The 15,520-nt window shown below is 66.5% G+C and carries 17 protein-coding genes; 14 read left to right on the top strand and 3 right to left on the bottom strand.

Features of this window, described 5'->3' with window-relative positions; genetic code table 11:
• Positions 1–364: 364 nt before the first annotated feature.
• From ACM0PK_RS05425 to ACM0PK_RS05435, 3 genes are all read right to left on the bottom strand, one after another.
• On the bottom strand, positions 365–1,267 hold the full coding sequence (locus tag ACM0PK_RS05425) for a sulfurtransferase (RefSeq protein ID WP_414606869.1): 903 nt from the start codon (positions 1,265–1,267) through the stop codon (positions 365–367).
• Complete coding sequence (locus ACM0PK_RS05430; RefSeq protein ID WP_111202184.1) at positions 1,264–2,067, bottom strand: CoA pyrophosphatase; 804 nt, start codon at positions 2,065–2,067, stop codon at positions 1,264–1,266. Before ACM0PK_RS05430 ends, ACM0PK_RS05425 begins: the two co-directional genes overlap by 4 nt.
• 217 nt (positions 2,068–2,284) lie before the next feature.
• Entirely contained in the window at positions 2,285–2,986 is a 702-nt protein-coding gene (locus ACM0PK_RS05435) for an FKBP-type peptidyl-prolyl cis-trans isomerase (RefSeq protein WP_005408797.1), read from the bottom strand.
• Between the two features lie 167 nt (positions 2,987–3,153).
• Between ACM0PK_RS05435 and ACM0PK_RS05440 the strand changes: the two genes are divergently transcribed.
• The 14 genes from ACM0PK_RS05440 (at position 3,154) to ACM0PK_RS05505 (ending at position 15,423) form a co-directional block, all read left to right on the top strand.
• Complete coding sequence (locus ACM0PK_RS05440) at positions 3,154–3,936, top strand: enoyl-CoA hydratase-related protein (RefSeq protein WP_049411256.1); 783 nt, start codon at positions 3,154–3,156, stop codon at positions 3,934–3,936.
• Between the two features lie 4 nt (positions 3,937–3,940).
• Complete coding sequence (locus tag ACM0PK_RS05445; protein WP_111202186.1) at positions 3,941–4,294, top strand: hypothetical protein; 354 nt, start codon at positions 3,941–3,943, stop codon at positions 4,292–4,294.
• The gene (nth, locus tag ACM0PK_RS05450; protein ID WP_049411262.1) at positions 4,294–4,983 is read left to right on the top strand and encodes an endonuclease III; all 690 of its coding nucleotides are present in this window, start codon (positions 4,294–4,296) and stop codon (positions 4,981–4,983) included. The genes ACM0PK_RS05445 and nth overlap by 1 nt, the downstream gene beginning before the upstream one ends.
• 196 nt (positions 4,984–5,179) lie before the next feature.
• A complete protein-coding gene (locus ACM0PK_RS05455; RefSeq protein ID WP_049411264.1) occupies positions 5,180–6,391 on the top strand; it encodes an OprO/OprP family phosphate-selective porin in 1,212 nt (403 codons plus the stop codon).
• A gap of 222 nt (positions 6,392–6,613) precedes the next feature.
• Positions 6,614–7,630 (top strand): phosphate ABC transporter substrate-binding protein PstS, encoded by a 1,017-nt coding sequence (gene pstS / locus ACM0PK_RS05460; protein WP_072166779.1) that lies wholly within the window; start codon positions 6,614–6,616, stop codon positions 7,628–7,630.
• A 408-nt stretch (positions 7,631–8,038) separates the two neighbouring features.
• On the top strand, positions 8,039–9,127 hold the full coding sequence (gene pstS / locus ACM0PK_RS05465) for a phosphate ABC transporter substrate-binding protein PstS (protein ID WP_134972223.1): 1,089 nt from the start codon (positions 8,039–8,041) through the stop codon (positions 9,125–9,127).
• Positions 9,128–9,209: 82 nt separating this feature from the next.
• Positions 9,210–10,178 carry a phosphate ABC transporter permease subunit PstC gene (gene pstC / locus ACM0PK_RS05470; protein ID WP_012479635.1) on the top strand — a complete coding sequence of 323 codons (969 nt, stop codon included), beginning with the start codon at positions 9,210–9,212 and terminating at the stop codon, positions 10,176–10,178.
• Positions 10,178–11,041, top strand: coding sequence for a phosphate ABC transporter permease PstA (pstA, locus tag ACM0PK_RS05475; protein ID WP_005415894.1), 864 nt, complete (start codon positions 10,178–10,180; stop codon positions 11,039–11,041). The genes pstC and pstA overlap by 1 nt, the downstream gene beginning before the upstream one ends.
• 19 nt (positions 11,042–11,060) lie before the next feature.
• The gene (gene pstB / locus ACM0PK_RS05480) at positions 11,061–11,891 is read left to right on the top strand and encodes a phosphate ABC transporter ATP-binding protein PstB (protein ID WP_049411272.1); all 831 of its coding nucleotides are present in this window, start codon (positions 11,061–11,063) and stop codon (positions 11,889–11,891) included.
• A gap of 76 nt (positions 11,892–11,967) precedes the next feature.
• Positions 11,968–12,675 (top strand): phosphate signaling complex protein PhoU, encoded by a 708-nt coding sequence (gene phoU / locus ACM0PK_RS05485; protein ID WP_005415893.1) that lies wholly within the window; start codon positions 11,968–11,970, stop codon positions 12,673–12,675.
• Positions 12,676–12,912: 237 nt separating this feature from the next.
• Positions 12,913–13,266 carry a hypothetical protein gene (locus ACM0PK_RS05490; protein WP_069137970.1) on the top strand — a complete coding sequence of 118 codons (354 nt, stop codon included), beginning with the start codon at positions 12,913–12,915 and terminating at the stop codon, positions 13,264–13,266.
• Complete coding sequence (locus tag ACM0PK_RS05495; RefSeq protein ID WP_414606870.1) at positions 13,253–14,128, top strand: HvfB family MNIO-type RiPP peptide maturase; 876 nt, start codon at positions 13,253–13,255, stop codon at positions 14,126–14,128. Before ACM0PK_RS05490 ends, ACM0PK_RS05495 begins: the two co-directional genes overlap by 14 nt.
• Positions 14,121–14,876, top strand: coding sequence for an HvfC family RiPP maturation protein (locus ACM0PK_RS05500; protein ID WP_414606871.1), 756 nt, complete (start codon positions 14,121–14,123; stop codon positions 14,874–14,876). The genes ACM0PK_RS05495 and ACM0PK_RS05500 overlap by 8 nt, the downstream gene beginning before the upstream one ends.
• A gap of 25 nt (positions 14,877–14,901) precedes the next feature.
• A complete protein-coding gene (locus ACM0PK_RS05505) occupies positions 14,902–15,423 on the top strand; it encodes an HvfX family Cu-binding RiPP maturation protein (RefSeq protein WP_072166783.1) in 522 nt (173 codons plus the stop codon).
• Positions 15,424–15,520: the final 97 nt, after the last annotated feature.

Here is a 15,520-nt window from a genome sequence, read left to right on the forward strand (position 1 = left end):
GCCCTGCACCCGCAGAGGCAACGTCAACGTCAAGAGCTGGCATTCCGGGGGATGGCGGGGTGGATCCGATTGCGGGGGACGCCGTAAAGCCCCAGGCCGGCCCAGCCGCTGGCGGCTGTGCGTTCGGGCGCTTGCGAAGCAGTGCTTCGCAAGCAAAGCGCCCTCACCCATGGCGGCTTGGCCGCGGCATCCATGCCGCGGACACCCCCGCAACCGGACCCACCCCGCCTTCGACAGTTCTCCGCGATCCTTCGAATCGACACGGGGTCGGATCCCGTTGCTGCGCAACGGGCTCTGACCCCGATTTTCGGTTGATGGGGTCAGAGCCGCTTTCCGTTGGAAAACGGATCCGACCCCGCGCGGCTCAGGCGCCGGTCGCCACCGGGCGGCTGCTGTCGCTCACCCAGCCGCTCCAGGAATCGGCGTAGATGCGCGCGCCGCTCAGGCCCGCGCTTTCCATCGCCAGCAGCAGATGGCAGGCGGTCACGCCGGAACCGCACATCAGCACCACCTGCTGCGGATCGCGGTTGCCGATCACGCCCTGCAGTTCGGCGCGCAGCTCCTGTGCGTCGCGCAGGCGGCCGTCGAGTACGTTCAATGCGAACGGGCGGTTGACCGCGCCCGGCACATGCCCGGCCACCGGGTCCAGCGGCTCCACTTCACCACGGAAACGCTCACCCGCCCGCGCGTCGACCAGCCAGCCCGGCGCATGCTTCAGCCGCGCGCTGATTTCATCGGCGTTGGCGATCTGGATGGTGTCGAAGCGGCCCGGGTAGGCAGGCAGCGCTGTCACTTCAGCCTGGCCGCTTTCCAACGTGTGACCGGCGGCCTGCCAGGCGGCGATGCCGCCGTCGAGTACGGCCACCCTGCTGTGACCGATCAGGCGCAGCAGCCACCACAGGCGCGAGGCGGCCATGCTGCCGTCGCTGCCATCGTAGACCACCACCTGGGTGTCGGGGCCGATGCCCCACTGCCCCAGCTTCGCAGCAAAGGCATCGCTGTCCGGCAGTGGATGGCGACCATGGCCGACACGCGACAGATCAGACAGGTCACGATTCAGATCGGCATACACCGCACCAGGGATATGACCTGCCAGATACTGGCTGCTTCCCGCCTGCGGGTCGGCCAGCGAGGAGCGCGCATCGACCACCCGCACCGCAGTGCTGGCAGTGGCGCGTGCGTCGACCACGCGGATGCCTTCGCCCAACGCGGCAGCCAGGGTGGCGACATCGACCAGGGTGGTCCACGGCGGATCGATCAGCTTCATTGCACTTGCTCCAGGCGGCGACGCAGGTTGTAGAGAATGGCGGCGGTCGCCCCCCAGATGCGCTGGCCCGGCCAGCCATACTCAAGCACGTGGCGTACCCGGCCGCGATGGTTGATTTCGACCTGGCGCAGGCTGTCAGGCGCCATCAGGTAATCCAGTGGCACCTCGAATACCTCGGCTACTTCACTGGGCTGCGGCACAGGCACGAACTCCGGATCGACCACCGCCACCACCGGCGTGACGCGGTAGCCGGTGATGGTGACGAAGGGATCGAGATACCCCAGCGCCTGCACCTGGCCGGGCGCCAATGCGATTTCTTCCTGGCTCTCGCGCAGCGCGGCCGCCAGCGCGTCGCGGTCATCGGGTTCGGTGCGGCCACCGGGGAATCCGACCTGGCCACCATGGGTGCGCAGTGTTTCGGTGCGACGGGTGAGGATCACCTGTGCGCCGTTGGCGCGCGGCACGATGCCGGCCAGCACCGCAGCCTCCACTGGAGGCCCGGGCGGCAGCAGGTCGACCAGCTCACTGCGGTTCCAGCCGTCGCCCGCAGGTGGTTGGGCCAAGGGGTGCAGCGCGCGCATCAGTCGTTCGTGGTCGGTCAGCGAACCGCGCAGGGACTGCTGCAGTTGTTGCCGCAGGGGCTGCACGCGATGCAGGATGCGGCTGCGTTCCTCGTTGCTCATCGACGACCACCGCGCGATCTCATCGATATGCCGCCCGCAGCCGGCGCATCGCCGGTGCGGATCCAGCGTGCACACTCCGATGCAGGGACTTGCGACAACACGCGCCGTTTCTTCCATTGTTTGCACCCGCCAACAGTAGCGCGATCGGGCTGAATTTGCGCGGGTGGCCCAGCCGGACGGTAGAGTCGACTGTCAGTCGACTCGCGCGCGCAGCGCGGGCGTTTCCCCGATGTGACCCAAAAACAGTCGACTGACAGTCGACTCTACCGTCAGGGACTGCGCAAACAAAAACGCGCCGGTGGAATCACCGGCGCGTTTCGTTTGCTGCTTCGATTTACTTGACGCTGACCAGCTTGATCTCGAACTGCACAGCCACGTTCGGCGGGAACGGGGTGCGCGGATCGGCACCGTAGGCCTGGTCCGGCGGCAGGGTGACTTCCCACTTCGAGCCTGCCGGCATCTGCAGCAGGGTCTCGCGCATGGCCTTCATTTCGACTTCGCTGACCTTGATCGACGGGATCTGCTGGGCCGGGCGGGCTTCGGTCGGGCGCTGGCCGTACGGGAACGGACCGGCCACTTCCAGCTGCACGGTGCTGGCCTGGGTCGGCTTGGCGCCCTTGCCGGCCTCGATCACGCGGTACTGGACGCCGCTCGGCAGGGACTGCACGCCGGCCTTGGCCTTGTTCGCCGCGATGAACTGGTCGCTCTTGGTCTTGTTTTCGGCAGCCGCCTTTTCGTACTCGGCCTTGGCGGCCTGGGCACGGCCCTGCTCGCGCTTCTGGAACGCTTCAACGGCCGGCTTCAGCTGCTCGGCGGTGATCGCCGGCTGCTTCTTGGCGTAGGCATCCTGCAGGCCCTTCACCACCGAGTTGATGTCCAGCTGCTCACCACGACCGGTCAGCTCCGCCAGGTTGTTGCCGTAGTCGTAACCGAAGTAGTAGCTCAGCTTGCCCTTTTCGGACGAGACGTCCTGGGCGAAGGCATTGCCCGTCAGGGCCAGGGCCGCGACGGCGACCGCGATAGAACGCAACTTCATCAAACAGTTCTCCAGGGGTGGTAACTCAGGGACGTTCTGCGCCGCCCTGAGGCGACGGGTTAGGATAACGGGCGCAACGTGTAACCGCTACTCACGATGCAGGCTATGACCCGTCTGCGTTTGCAGAGTTCAATATCACTTCTTTTTAACGTTCCAGGAGTTTCCCCGTGGCCGATGCCCTGATCGCTGTCGCTGACGACGGCGCCATCCGCACCGTGACCGTCCAGCGCCCGGACAAGCTCAATGCCCTCAACGCCGCGACCCTGCAGGCCCTGGCCGATGCCTTCAGGGACGCCGCCGCCGATCCGGAGGTGCGCGTCGTGGTATTGACCGGGGCGGGCCCCAAGGCGTTCGTGGCCGGTGCCGACATCGCGGAAATGAACACTCTCAGCGCCGTTCAGGGACGTGATTTCTCGCTGCTGGGCCAGGCCCTGATGCGCCAGATCGAACGCATGCCCAAACCGGTCATCGCACGCGTGAATGGTTTCGCACTGGGCGGTGGCCTGGAACTGGCGATGGCCTGCCACCTGCGCATCGCCGCAGATACCGCCAAGGTCGGCCAACCGGAAATCAACCTCGGCCTGATCCCCGGCTTCGGCGGCAGCCAGCGCCTGCTGCGCCTGTGCGGCCGCGCCGCCACCCTGGAGCTGTGCCTGCTGGGGGCGCCGATCAACGCCGCGCGTGCGCTGGAACTGGGCATCGTCAACGAAGTCGTGCCGGCCGACGCGCTGGACAACCGCGTGCAGGACGTCGCCCGCCAGCTGGCACGCTCGGCCCCGCTGGCCCTGCGTGGCCTGCTCGACGCGGTGCACGTGGGCGGCGAATGCAGCCTGGAGGCCGGGCTGGAATACGAAAGTGCGCAGTTCGGCCTGCTGTTCGCCACCGAGGACATGCGCGAAGGCACCAGCGCCTTCCTGCAACGCCGCGCGCCGGCCTTCCAGAACCGCTGACGCCATGGCATCCCGACCCAACCCCGCGCAGTTGTTCGCCCGGGTCCAGGCAGACGATCTCGATGGTGCCCTGCAGGCCGGGCTGATGGACTACGTCGTCCGTGCCGGCGACGACCGGTTGCTGCCTGACCACCCCGACCTTCCGCAACGCCTGTGCCAGGCCCAGCAGCAACTGCGCGCGGCCTGGGCTGCACGCGAACGCTACCGCGCCCGTGCGGTGCGCCTGGCCCGCCGCGAGGCCGAGCGCGATGCACGCCGCACCCCGGCACCAGCCCCGGACGTGAAGCCCGCCCTGCCCGCTGCGGCAGCCGCGATTCTGGCCCGGGCCAAGGCCCGCGCCCGCGGCAAGGAACAGTAATGGCCACCACGAAGAAGACCGCACGCGCCCCGGCGCGGCGTGGCGGCACGATGCCGCGCGCCGACGTGGTGGAGATGTTCACCCGCCTGCGCGAACTCAACCCGCACCCGAAGACCGAACTGGAGTACAGCTCGCCGTTCGAGCTGCTGGTAGCGGTGGCGTTGTCGGCGCAGGCCACCGATGTCGGCGTCAACAAGGCCACGCGTCGACTGTTCCCGGTCGCCAACACGCCGGCGAAGATCCTTGCGCTCGGCGAGGATGGCCTGAAGCCGTACATCGCCACCATCGGGCTGTTCAACGCCAAGGCAAAGAACGTGATCGCGACCTGCGCGATCCTGCTGGAGAAGCATGGCGGTGAAGTGCCCCGCGATCGCGAAGCGCTGGAAGCGCTGCCGGGTGTGGGGCGCAAGACCGCCAACGTGGTGCTCAACACCGCGTTCGGCGAGCCGGTGATGGCGGTGGACACGCACATCTTCCGCGTCGCCAACCGCACAGGACTGGCGCCGGGCAGGAACGTGCGCGAAGTGGAAGACAAGCTGGTGAAGGTGATTCCGGCCGAGTTCCTGCTCGACGCACATCACTGGCTGATCCTGCACGGGCGTTATGTGTGCAAGGCGCGCAAGCCGGATTGCCCGGGCTGCGTGATCGCCGACCTGTGCCGGTTCAAGGATAAGACCACGGCCGAGTGACGGCAGCATCCACGCAGGGCGTGGATCTACTGCAACCGGGTCGCAATCCGGGCGTCATACGCAAGCGGTTTCAATGGCAGGCCCTGCCGTGACGGGGCCTGCGGCGGATGTCTGCCGCGCGTGAACTGTCACATTTACGCAATCTTTACCTTCTAGCCTGCGCGCATCTTCCCACCTGCCTGCAAGGCTCCTCTCCATGAAACTGCATCACCAACTCCTGACGGTGGCCGTGGCTGCTGCGCTGTATGTGCCGGCTGCACACGCCGAAGTTGCCATCGACGTGATCGGCGGTTCGGAAATCACCTTCGAAGGCCTGGTCCAGGCCGACGGCAACTGGTTCCACAACGATGTGGTCGACCTCAACGGTGGCGACGCCGGCAACGGCAAGAACAGCGAATTCGAACTGCGTCGCGCCGAGCTGGTGCTGAAGGGCAAGGGCCCGGGCAACGTGGAGTGGGTGGTCGGCTATGACGCCAAGGCCGACAAGTTCCTCGACACCAACGTGAAGTACAAGCTGCTGGGCAACGCCAACCACTTCCTGCAGCTGGGCCAGTTCAAGCAGCCCAACAGCCTGGAAGAACTGTCCAGCACCAAGAACAACGATTTCATTTCCAAGGCAGCGGTCACCAATACCTATGCCATCGCCCGCCGCCTGGGCGGCGCGTACAGCTACGGCCAGGACAACTGGTCGGTGACCGCCAGCGCCTTCGGCCGCGAGCTGACCCGCAACCTGGCCCACGGCAGCGGCTACGGCGCGCGTGGCACCTGGGCCCCGATCAATGAAAAGGGCCAGGTCCTGCACTTCGGTCTGAGCTACGTCAACTACGACGCCGACGCCGACACCCTGCGCGTGCGTGCGCGTCCGAATGCCGACCTCGCCACTGCCCGCCTGGTTGACAGCGGCAACCTGACCGACACCGACCGCGTCAGCACCATCGGTGCCGAAGCGATGTACTTCCAGGGACCCTTCAAGGCCCAGGCCGAGTACTACACCAGCAAGGCCAAGCGCTACGACCACGACAACTACACCAGCGACGGCTACTACATCAGCGGCGTGTGGAACGTCACCGGCGAGACCTGGAGCTACAAGGGCGGCACTCCGGGCACCGGCCTGCCGAACAACCCGGCCGGCGGCCAGTGGCAGCTGGGCGTGCGCTACGACCACATGGACCTCAATGACGGCAACCTCGCCGCCAATCCGGTCGCCGGTCGCCCGCCGATCGTCGATGGCGTGCTGGGTGGCAAGATGGACATCTGGACCGTGGGCGCCAACTGGTACCTGCGTTCCAACTTCAAGCTGATGCTCAACTACGTGATGGTCGACAGCAAGAAGTACAGCTCCACGGCGCGCGGTTTCGTCAACGACGATCCCAACATCCTGGAAGCCCGCGCGCAGTTCTTCTGGTAAGTCCAGCCACCTGCAATGAACCGCGAAGGCACGGCCCCGGCCGTGCCTTCGTCGTTGCAGCGGTACGCGTGCCGCCCTGCCGGCGCAGCGGACGTGACATCCCTCATGACGCGTGTCACGCCCGCGTCATATGACAGACGCGGGCGTGTCACGCAACCGTTATGGAATGTGCACCGAAACGTCGGGCAACCGCCCTTCGACCACCACCCCAGGAGTCTCCCCGTGATCCACGCCTTCAAATCGCGCGCCGCTGTCGCCATCCTGGCTGCATCGTCCGTGTTCGCCGCCAACGCCGCCGACATCACCGGCGCGGGCGCATCGTTCATCTACCCGGTCATGTCCAAGTGGTCGGCCGACTACAGCGCCGCAACCGGCAACAAGGTCAACTACCAGTCCATCGGTTCCGGCGGCGGCATTGCCCAGATCAAGGCCAAGACCGTTGATTTCGGCTCTTCCGATGCGCCGCTGAAGCCGGAAGACCTGGCTGCTGCAGGCCTCGCGCAGTTCCCGTCGGTGATCGGTGGCGTGGTGCCGGTGGTCAACGTGGCCGGCATCGCCCCGGGCGCCCTGAAGCTGGACGGCGCCGTGCTGGCCAACATCTTCCTGGGCAAGATCAAGAGCTGGAACGACCCGGCCATCGCCGCACTGAACCCGGGCGTGACCCTGCCCAACGCCAAGGTCACCGTCGTGCATCGTTCGGACGGCTCGGGCACCACCTTCAACTTCGTCAACTACCTGTCCAAGGTCAGCCCGGAGTGGAAGAGCTCGGTCGGTGAAGGCACCTCGGTGCAGTGGCCGGCCGGCATCGGCGGCAAGGGCAACGAAGGTGTTGCCGCCTATGTGAAGCAGATCAAGGGCGGCATCGGCTATGTCGAACTGTCCTACGCGCTGCAGAACAAGCTCTCCTACACCGCGATGAAGAATGCCGCCGGCAAGTTCGTGCAGCCGAGCGACACCTCGTTCGCTGCCGCCGCTGCCAGCGCCGACTGGGCCAACGCCCGCGACTTCTACCTGGTGATGACCAATGCGCCGGGCGCCGAGTCCTGGCCGATCACCGCCACCAACTTCATCCTGGTGCAGAAGACGCCGAAGAATGCCGCCAATGGCAAGGCGACCCAGGAGTTCTTCCGCTGGGTCTACAAGAACGGCGACGCCCAGGCCCGCCAGCTGGACTACGTGCCGCTGCCGGACAGCCTGGTCCGCCAGATCGAGACCTACTGGTCGCAGAACCTGAAGTAAGCGCGTTCCCCCGCAGGAACGGGGGCGGCGGGTCCTCTCTCCCCCGCCGCTCCCACCCGGGCGCGAGATCCTCGAGATCTCGCGCTCTTCTTGTTTTCGGGGATGCACCTGCCTCTGTAGAGCCGAGCCGACGCTCGGCTGCGCTCTGGAGCGTGCGGACCAGCGGTCCGCACCTACCGTGGGCGAGGAGCTGTCGCGTATTGACGCTGCAAGGACCAAGCCGCCGTCATATCGGTGCGCAGATCCGGGGTTTCCGGGCCCCGGCCGGATCGGCGCCAGCCCTGTGAAAGCCTTGTCAGAACGTGATCCTCGACACCTCTGTCATGGTCGTAATACGGCTGTAACAAAAACATCATTTCATAGCCGCATCCGCCGACCACGTCGGCTCTTCCCCGCTATGGAGTGACCATGAAACTGCACTCGGCCGGCCTTGCCGCCCTTTCCCTGGCCATCGCCCTGAGCCTGTCGGCCTGCGGTGGCGACAAGCAGGCCGCGCAGCAGCCGGCTGCCGACGGTACCGCCGCTCCGGCCGCCGCCGGTGCCAAGGTGACCGCCGAAGTGTCCGGCGCGGGCGCGTCCTTCATCTTCCCGCTGGTCTCCAAGTGGTCGGCTGACTACAACGCCAGCACCGGCGCCAAGATCAACTACCAGTCGATCGGCTCCGGCGGCGGCATCGCCCAGATCAAGGCCGGGACCGTCGACTTCGGTTCGTCCGACAAGCCGCTGAGCAGCGAGGAGCTGGCCCAGGCCGGCCTGGCGCAGTTCCCGTCGGCCATCGGCGGCGTGGTGCCGGTGGTCAACATCGAAGGCCTGGAAGCCGGCAAGCTGCGCCTGAGCGGCGCCCTGCTGGCCGACATCTTCCTGGGCAAGGTCAAGACCTGGAACGACCCGGCGATCGTCGCCGCCAACCCGGGCGTGAAGCTGCCGGACGGCAAGATCACCCTGGTCCACCGTTCGGACGGTTCGGGCACCACCTTCAACTTCTCCAACTACCTGTCCAAGGTCAGCCCGGAGTGGAAGAGCAAGGTCGGCGAAGGCACCTCGGTGCAGTGGCCGGACGGCGTCGGTGGCAAGGGCAATGAAGGCGTTGCGTCCTACGTGAAGCAGATCAAGGGCTCGATCGGCTACGTCGAACTGGCCTATGCCCTGCAGAACGGCATGCCGTACACCGCCATGCAGAACGCCGCCGGCAACTGGGTCGAGCCGAGCGCGGAAACCTTCGCCGCTGCGGCCGCCAGCGCCGACTGGGCCAGCGCCAAGGACTTCAACCTGGTCATCACCAACGCCCCGGGCGAGCAGGCGTGGCCGATCACCGCCACCAACTTCATGCTGATGCAGAAGCAGCCGAAGGACGCCAAGCGCAACCAGGACACCCTGGCCTTCTTCAAGTGGGCCTTCGAGAACGGCCAGGCCCAGGCCAACGAGCTGCACTACGTGCCGCTGCCGGCCGAACTGGTCAAGCAGATCGAGGCCTACTGGGCGACCGACCTGAAGTGATGGACTCGACGGTGCCCGCCCCGCGCGGGCACCGCTTGTTCCACGCCGTGCCGCCCCGCCCCTTCCTGGCCCAGCCGTCCCCATGAATGCCATCGCCCAGCCTGTAGCCGCCCCGTCCACGCGTGATGCGCGTGATGCCCGCAACGACAAACTGTTCCGATGGGTGCTGGTCGGCACCGTCATCTTCGTCCTGATCGCCCTGGCCTGCGCCGCGCTGTCGATGCTGTGGGGCGGTCGCCATGCCCTGCAGATGCAGGGACTGAGCTTCTTCTTCTCCGCCGACTGGAATCCGGTCGAAAACAAGTTCGGCGCCCTGGCTCCGATCTACGGCACCCTGGTCACCGCCGTCATCGCGATGGTCATCGCCGTGCCGGTCAGCTTCGGCATCGCCTTCTTCCTCACCGAAGTCGCGCCGCGCTGGCTGCGTGGCCCGGTCGGTACCGCCATCGAACTGCTGGCCGGCATCCCCTCGATCATCTACGGCATGTGGGGCCTGTTCGTGCTGGTGCCAGTGATGACCGAGTACGTCACCCCGTTCCTCAACGAGACCCTGGGCGAATGGCCGGTCATCGGCCCGATGTTCCAGGGCCCGCCGCTGGGCATCGGCATGCTCACCGCCGGTTTCGTGCTGGCCATCATGGTCATTCCGTTCATTTCCTCGGTGATGCGCGAGGTGTTCCTGACCGTGCCCACCCGCCTGAAGGAATCGGCCTATGCGCTGGGCTCCACCAAGTGGGAAGTGAGCTGGGACATCGTCCTGCCCTACACCCGCTCGGCGGTCATCGGCGGCATCTTCCTCGGCCTGGGCCGCGCGCTGGGCGAAACGATGGCGGTGGCCTTCGTGATCGGCAACAGCGTGCGCCTGTCGCCGTCGCTGCTGGAACCGGGCACCACCATCGCCGCGCTGATCGCCAATGATTTCGGCGAAGCCACTGAAACCTACCGTTCGGCCCTGCTGCTGCTCGGCTTCGTCCTCTTCATCGTCACTTTCGTGGTGCTGGCCATCGCCCGCCTGATGCTGATGCGCCTGTCCCGCAAGGAGGGCAACTGATGTCCACCACCGCTGATTCGCTGTACCTGCGCCGCCGCATCGGCAACGTCGTTGCGATCACTGCGTCCTGCGCCACCGCCCTGTTCGGCCTGTTCTTCCTGGGCTGGATCCTGTTCACCCTGGCTGCCAAGGGCCTGGCCGGCATCAACTGGGATCTGTTCACCAAGATGACCCCGCCGCCGATGCAGGACGGCGGCCTCGCCAACGCCTTCTTCGGCAGTGCCGTGATGTGTGCACTGGCCATCGGCATCGGCACCCCGCTGGGCGTGCTGGCCGGTACCTGGCTGGCCGAGTATGGCAACGCCCGCAAGGCCGGCACCGTGGTCCGCTTCGTCAACGACATCCTGCTGTCGGCGCCGTCCATCGTGCTGGGCCTGTTCGTCTACACGCTGTACGTGATGCAGACCGGGGGCAACTTCTCGGCGTTCGCCGGCGCCCTGTCGCTGGCCTTCATCGTGCTGCCGGTGGTGGTACGCACCACCGACGAAATGCTGCGCCTGGTGCCCTCGCAGATGCGCGAAGCGGCCCTGTCGCTGGGCATCCCGCAGTGGAAGGTGATCGTGCAGGTGCTGTACCGCAGTGCCTCGGCCGGCATCATCACCGGCATCCTGCTGGCGCTGGCCCGCATTTCCGGCGAGACCGCTCCGCTGCTGTTCACCGCCTTCGGCAACCAGTACTGGAACAACAACATCTTCCAGCCGATGGCTTCGGTGCCGGTGGTGATGAACCAGTTCGCCGGCAGCCCGTATGAATCCTGGCAGGTACTGGCCTGGGCCGGTGCCCTGGTGCTGACTGTCTTCGTGCTGCTGGTCAGCCTTGCCGCCCGCGGCATCCTGCTGCGTAACCGTATCTCCCATGACTGACCTTTCCGTGGATAACGCCATGAACGACCTTTCCAACGCCGTGCCGATGCAGCGCATCGCCGTGCCGTCCTCGCACGAGAGCCTGCACACCCCGGCTCCGGTCAAGCTTGCCGCGCGCGGACTGGACTTCTACTACGACAAGTTCCACGCCCTGAAGGGCATCAACCTGGAAATCCCGGAGAAGCGCGTGACCGCGCTGATCGGTCCTTCCGGTTGCGGCAAATCGACCCTGCTGCGCATCTTCAACCGCATCTACGCGCTGTACCCGAAGCTGGAAGCGCGCGGTGAAGTGCTGCTGGACGGCGAGAACATCCTGTCGCCGAAGTACCCGATGAACCGCCTGCGCAGCAAGGTCGGCATGGTGTTCCAGAAGCCGGTGCCGTTCCCGATGACCATTTTCGAGAACGTGGCCTACGGCATCCGCCACCACGAGAAGCTGAGCAAGGCCGATATGGCCGACCGCGTCGAGCAGGCACTGCGCCAGGGCGCACTGTGGGACGAAGTGAAGGACAAGCTGGGGCAGAGCGCACTGGGCCTGTCCGGTGGCCAGCAGCAGCGCCTGTGCATCGCCCGTGCCGTGGCCCTGCGCCCGTCGGTGCTGCTGCTGGACGAGCCGACCTCGGCGCTGGATCCGATCTCGACCAGCCGCATCGAGCAGCTGGTGGAAGAACTCAAGCACGAGTACACGATCGTGATCGTCACCCACAACATGCAGCAGGCTGCGCGCGTGTCCGACTACACCGCCTTCATGTACCTGGGCGACCTGATCGAGCACGACCGCACCGAAGTGATCTTCTCGCAGCCGTCGCAGCGGCAGACCGAGGACTACATCACCGGTCGCTTCGGCTGAAACCTCAGTCGAGCGTGGCTCGACTCTCCAGACAACGTCTGTCGAGCATGGCTCGACTCTACAGAGCGGAACAACCATGAACCTTCCCAACGACCACATCGTCAAGAGCTACGACGAGGAGCAGCAGCGCCTGGTGGCCGAAATCGTGCGCATGGGCGAGATGGCCGTCGCCCAGCTCGAAGCGGCGATGGACGTGATCGAGAAACGCGACGAGAACGCCGCCCATCGCATCATCGCCAACGACGAAGCGATCGACGCGCTTGAGCAGCAGATCAGCCACGACGTGATGCGCCTGGCGCTGCGTGGGCCGATGGCGCGCGACCTGCGCGAGATCCTCGCTGGCCTGCGCATCCCGGCCGACATCGAGCGCATCGGCGACTATGCAGCGAACGTGGCCAAGCGCTCGATCGCGCTGGGCAAGGTCCCGCCGCTGCCGCAGATCCAGGGCCTGCGCGCGCTGGGCCGCCTGGCCGCGCAGCAGGTGCGCCGTGCCATCGCCGCCTACCGCGACAACGATGCCGAGGCCGCATTGGCACTGCGCGAGGACGACGCCCGCCTGGACGCCCAGTACACGGCGCTGTTCCGCGAGCTGCTCACCTACATGATGGAAGACCCGCGCAACATCACCCCGTGCACCCACCTGCTGTTCATGGCCAAGAACCTGGAGCGCGTGGGCGACCACGCCACCAACATCGCCGAGAACGTGTGGTTCCTGGTGCACGGCGAGCAGCCGCTGCCACCGCGTGAGAAGCGCGACGAGACCTCCAGCACCGGCCAGCCCTGACGCTGCACTGCAACACCGGAGTCGACTCCAAGGTGGCCGCTGTCCTGTGACAGCGGCCTTCTTTTTTTGCGGTGCTCCACCCGCGTTGTGGGCGCCGTGCTTGCCCGGCGCAGACCTTCCGGATGCTTCTGTAACAAATCTCACGAAAATTTGAGTTCTTGGCGAGGATTCGTTGAGTAGGATCGCTGCACCATCGTTTCACCCCGGGCACCTGCCCACCACCCAGGAGTAAGACCGATGAGCAGTTCCAACAAGACCCTGTCCCTGCTGACCGCTACCGCCCTGGCCGCCGGCCTGGGCATGACCGCCAGCGCCTCGGCGCTGAGCATGAGCGACCTCGCCCAGGGCTACCTGGTGGCCGGCCAGGCAGCCAAGGCCAGCACCGATGCCAAGGCCGCCGACACCAAGATGGCCGCCGACGCGACCAAGCACGCCGAAGGCAAGTGTGGTGCCGATGGCAAGAGCGGCGAAGGCAAGTGCGGTGCCGACAAGGGCAAGGCTGCCGGCGCAGCGGGCGCCAAGGCCAAGGCCGGCGACACGAAGTCGGCTGAAGGCAAGTGCGGCGAAGGCAAGTGCGGTGGCAAGCACTGACGCCCGCGCCAGCCTCGTCCACCCGCGGTCGCCGCTTCGTGCGGCGGCCGCCGGGTTGGGCCTGCGCCGGGCGCTGCTGCAGGACCTGCGTGACGCCCCGGAAGGCGACTTCGACTTCCTCGAATGCGCACCGGAGAACTGGATCCATGTCGGCGGCCCGGCCGGTGATGCCCTGGCCGAACTGGCGCAGCGCCATCCGCTGAGCTGCCATGGCCTGTCGCTGTCGCTGGGCGGCAGTGCACCGCTGGATACCCAGCTGCTGGAACAGGTCGGCCGGTTCCTGGAGAAGCACCGCGTGCCGCTGTACAGCGAGCACCTGAGCTACTGCAGCGACGACGGCCACCTGTACGACCTGCTGCCGATTCCCTTTACCGACGAAGCCGTGCGCCATACCGCCGCGCGCATCCGCAAGGTGCAGGACCTGCTGGGCCGCCGTATCGCGGTGGAGAACGTGTCCTACTACCTGGCACCGGAACCGGCGATGGACGAGCTGGCGTTCACCAATGCGGTGCTCGCCGAAGCCGACTGCGACCTGCTGCTGGACGTCAACAACGTCTACGTCAACGCCTGCAACCACGGCTACGATGCCGATGCCTTCATCGCCGGCCTGCCTGCGCAGCGCATCGTCTGCCTGCATGTGGCCGGTCATCTGGATGAAGCCCCGGACCTGAAAATCGATACCCACGGCAGCGCGGTGATCGATCCGGTCTGGGCGCTGCTGGCACGTACCTATGCACGCATCGGCCCGCGCCCCACCCTGCTCGAACGCGATTTCAATTTCCCGCCTTATGCAGAACTGCAGGGCGAACTGCAGACCATCCGCCGCCTGCAGGCCACGCACGCCGGGATGGCACATGATTGATTCCGCCGACACCCTGCGCGCGCAGCAGCACGCGTTCACCGCACACCTGCGCGACCCGCAGGCGGTACCTGCGCCGGCCGGCCTGGATCCACGCCGGGTCGCGGTATACCGGCACCTGCTGTTCAACAACCTGCTCGGCCTGTTGAGCAACGGTTTCCCGGTCTGCGTGCGCCTGCTTGGCGAACCGGCCTGGAGCGCCCTGGTGCGCCACTACTTCGCCACGCATCGCTGCCAGACACCGCTGTTCACCGAATTGGCCGCTGAATTTGTGCAGTGGCTGCAGGCGCAGCCACAGCTGCCGCACCCGGCATTGGCCGAACTGGCGCACTACGAGTGGGTGGAAACCGCGCTGTACCAGCTGCAGGCCGAACCGCTTCCTGCGCCTGGCGATACTGATCCACTTCGGGTGCCGCTGCGGCGTTCGCCGCTGGCATGGCCGCTGCTGTACCAATGGCCGGTGCACCGTCTCGGTGCAGAGGATGCGCCGACCCAGCCCCTTCCAGAACCCACCGGCCTGCTGGTCCGCCGCGAAGCCGACGGTGAAGTGCGATTCGCCGCGCTCAGCCCGCTGGCGGTACACCTGCTGGTCAGCATCGGCGAACGGCCCGGCCTGGAAGGACAGACGTACCTGCAGCAGCTGGCCACCTCGCACGGCCTGGCCGAAGACGCACTGGCCGAGCCCGGTGCTGCACTGCTGCTGCAGTTCCTGCAGGCCGGCGTGATCGGCCCGCTCGCACCCCCGCCCTGACGCCTCTTCCACTGGAGATCCAACGATGAACCTGCCGCTCCTGGCCGCCGCGCGCGGCCGGCTGGACCGTCTCGCCCCCTGGGTGGCGCCGCTGGGCCTGCGCCTGCTGCTGGCTTGGGAATACTTCGAATCCGGCCGTGAGAAGCTGCACGGCCAGAACTGGTTCGCCGACCTGCAGGACGCCTTCCCGTTCCCGTTCAACCAACTGCCTGCTGCCCTGAACTGGCAGCTGGCCACCTGGTTCGAACTGGTTGGCGCGGCCTGCCTGCTGTTTGGTTTCGGTACCCGCTTCGCCGCCGCCAGCCTGCTGGTGCTGACCGTGGTGGCGACCTATGCGGTGCATTGGCCGATGCAATGGAATTCGCTGGGTGACCTCGCGATGGGGTATGCCATCAGCGACCAGGGCTACGGCAACTTCAAGCTGCCGGTGCTGTTCATGGCCATGCTGCTGCCGCTGATCTTCACTGGCGCCGGCAAGCTGAGCGTGGACGCCTGGTTGGCCCGGTGGCAGCTATCGGTCACGACGGCACGGCCTGCGGTGCGCTAGATGCCGGCCATGGTCGGTGCGCCGTGTGCCAACCAAGGTTGGCACCGGAATCCTGAGCGTGCGATGCCCGGTAGGTGTCGACCTTGGTCGACACACG

The sequence above is a fragment of the Stenotrophomonas sp. FR010 genome (assembly GCF_047520755.2).
Classification (GTDB): domain Bacteria; phylum Pseudomonadota; class Gammaproteobacteria; order Xanthomonadales; family Xanthomonadaceae; genus Stenotrophomonas; species Stenotrophomonas sepilia.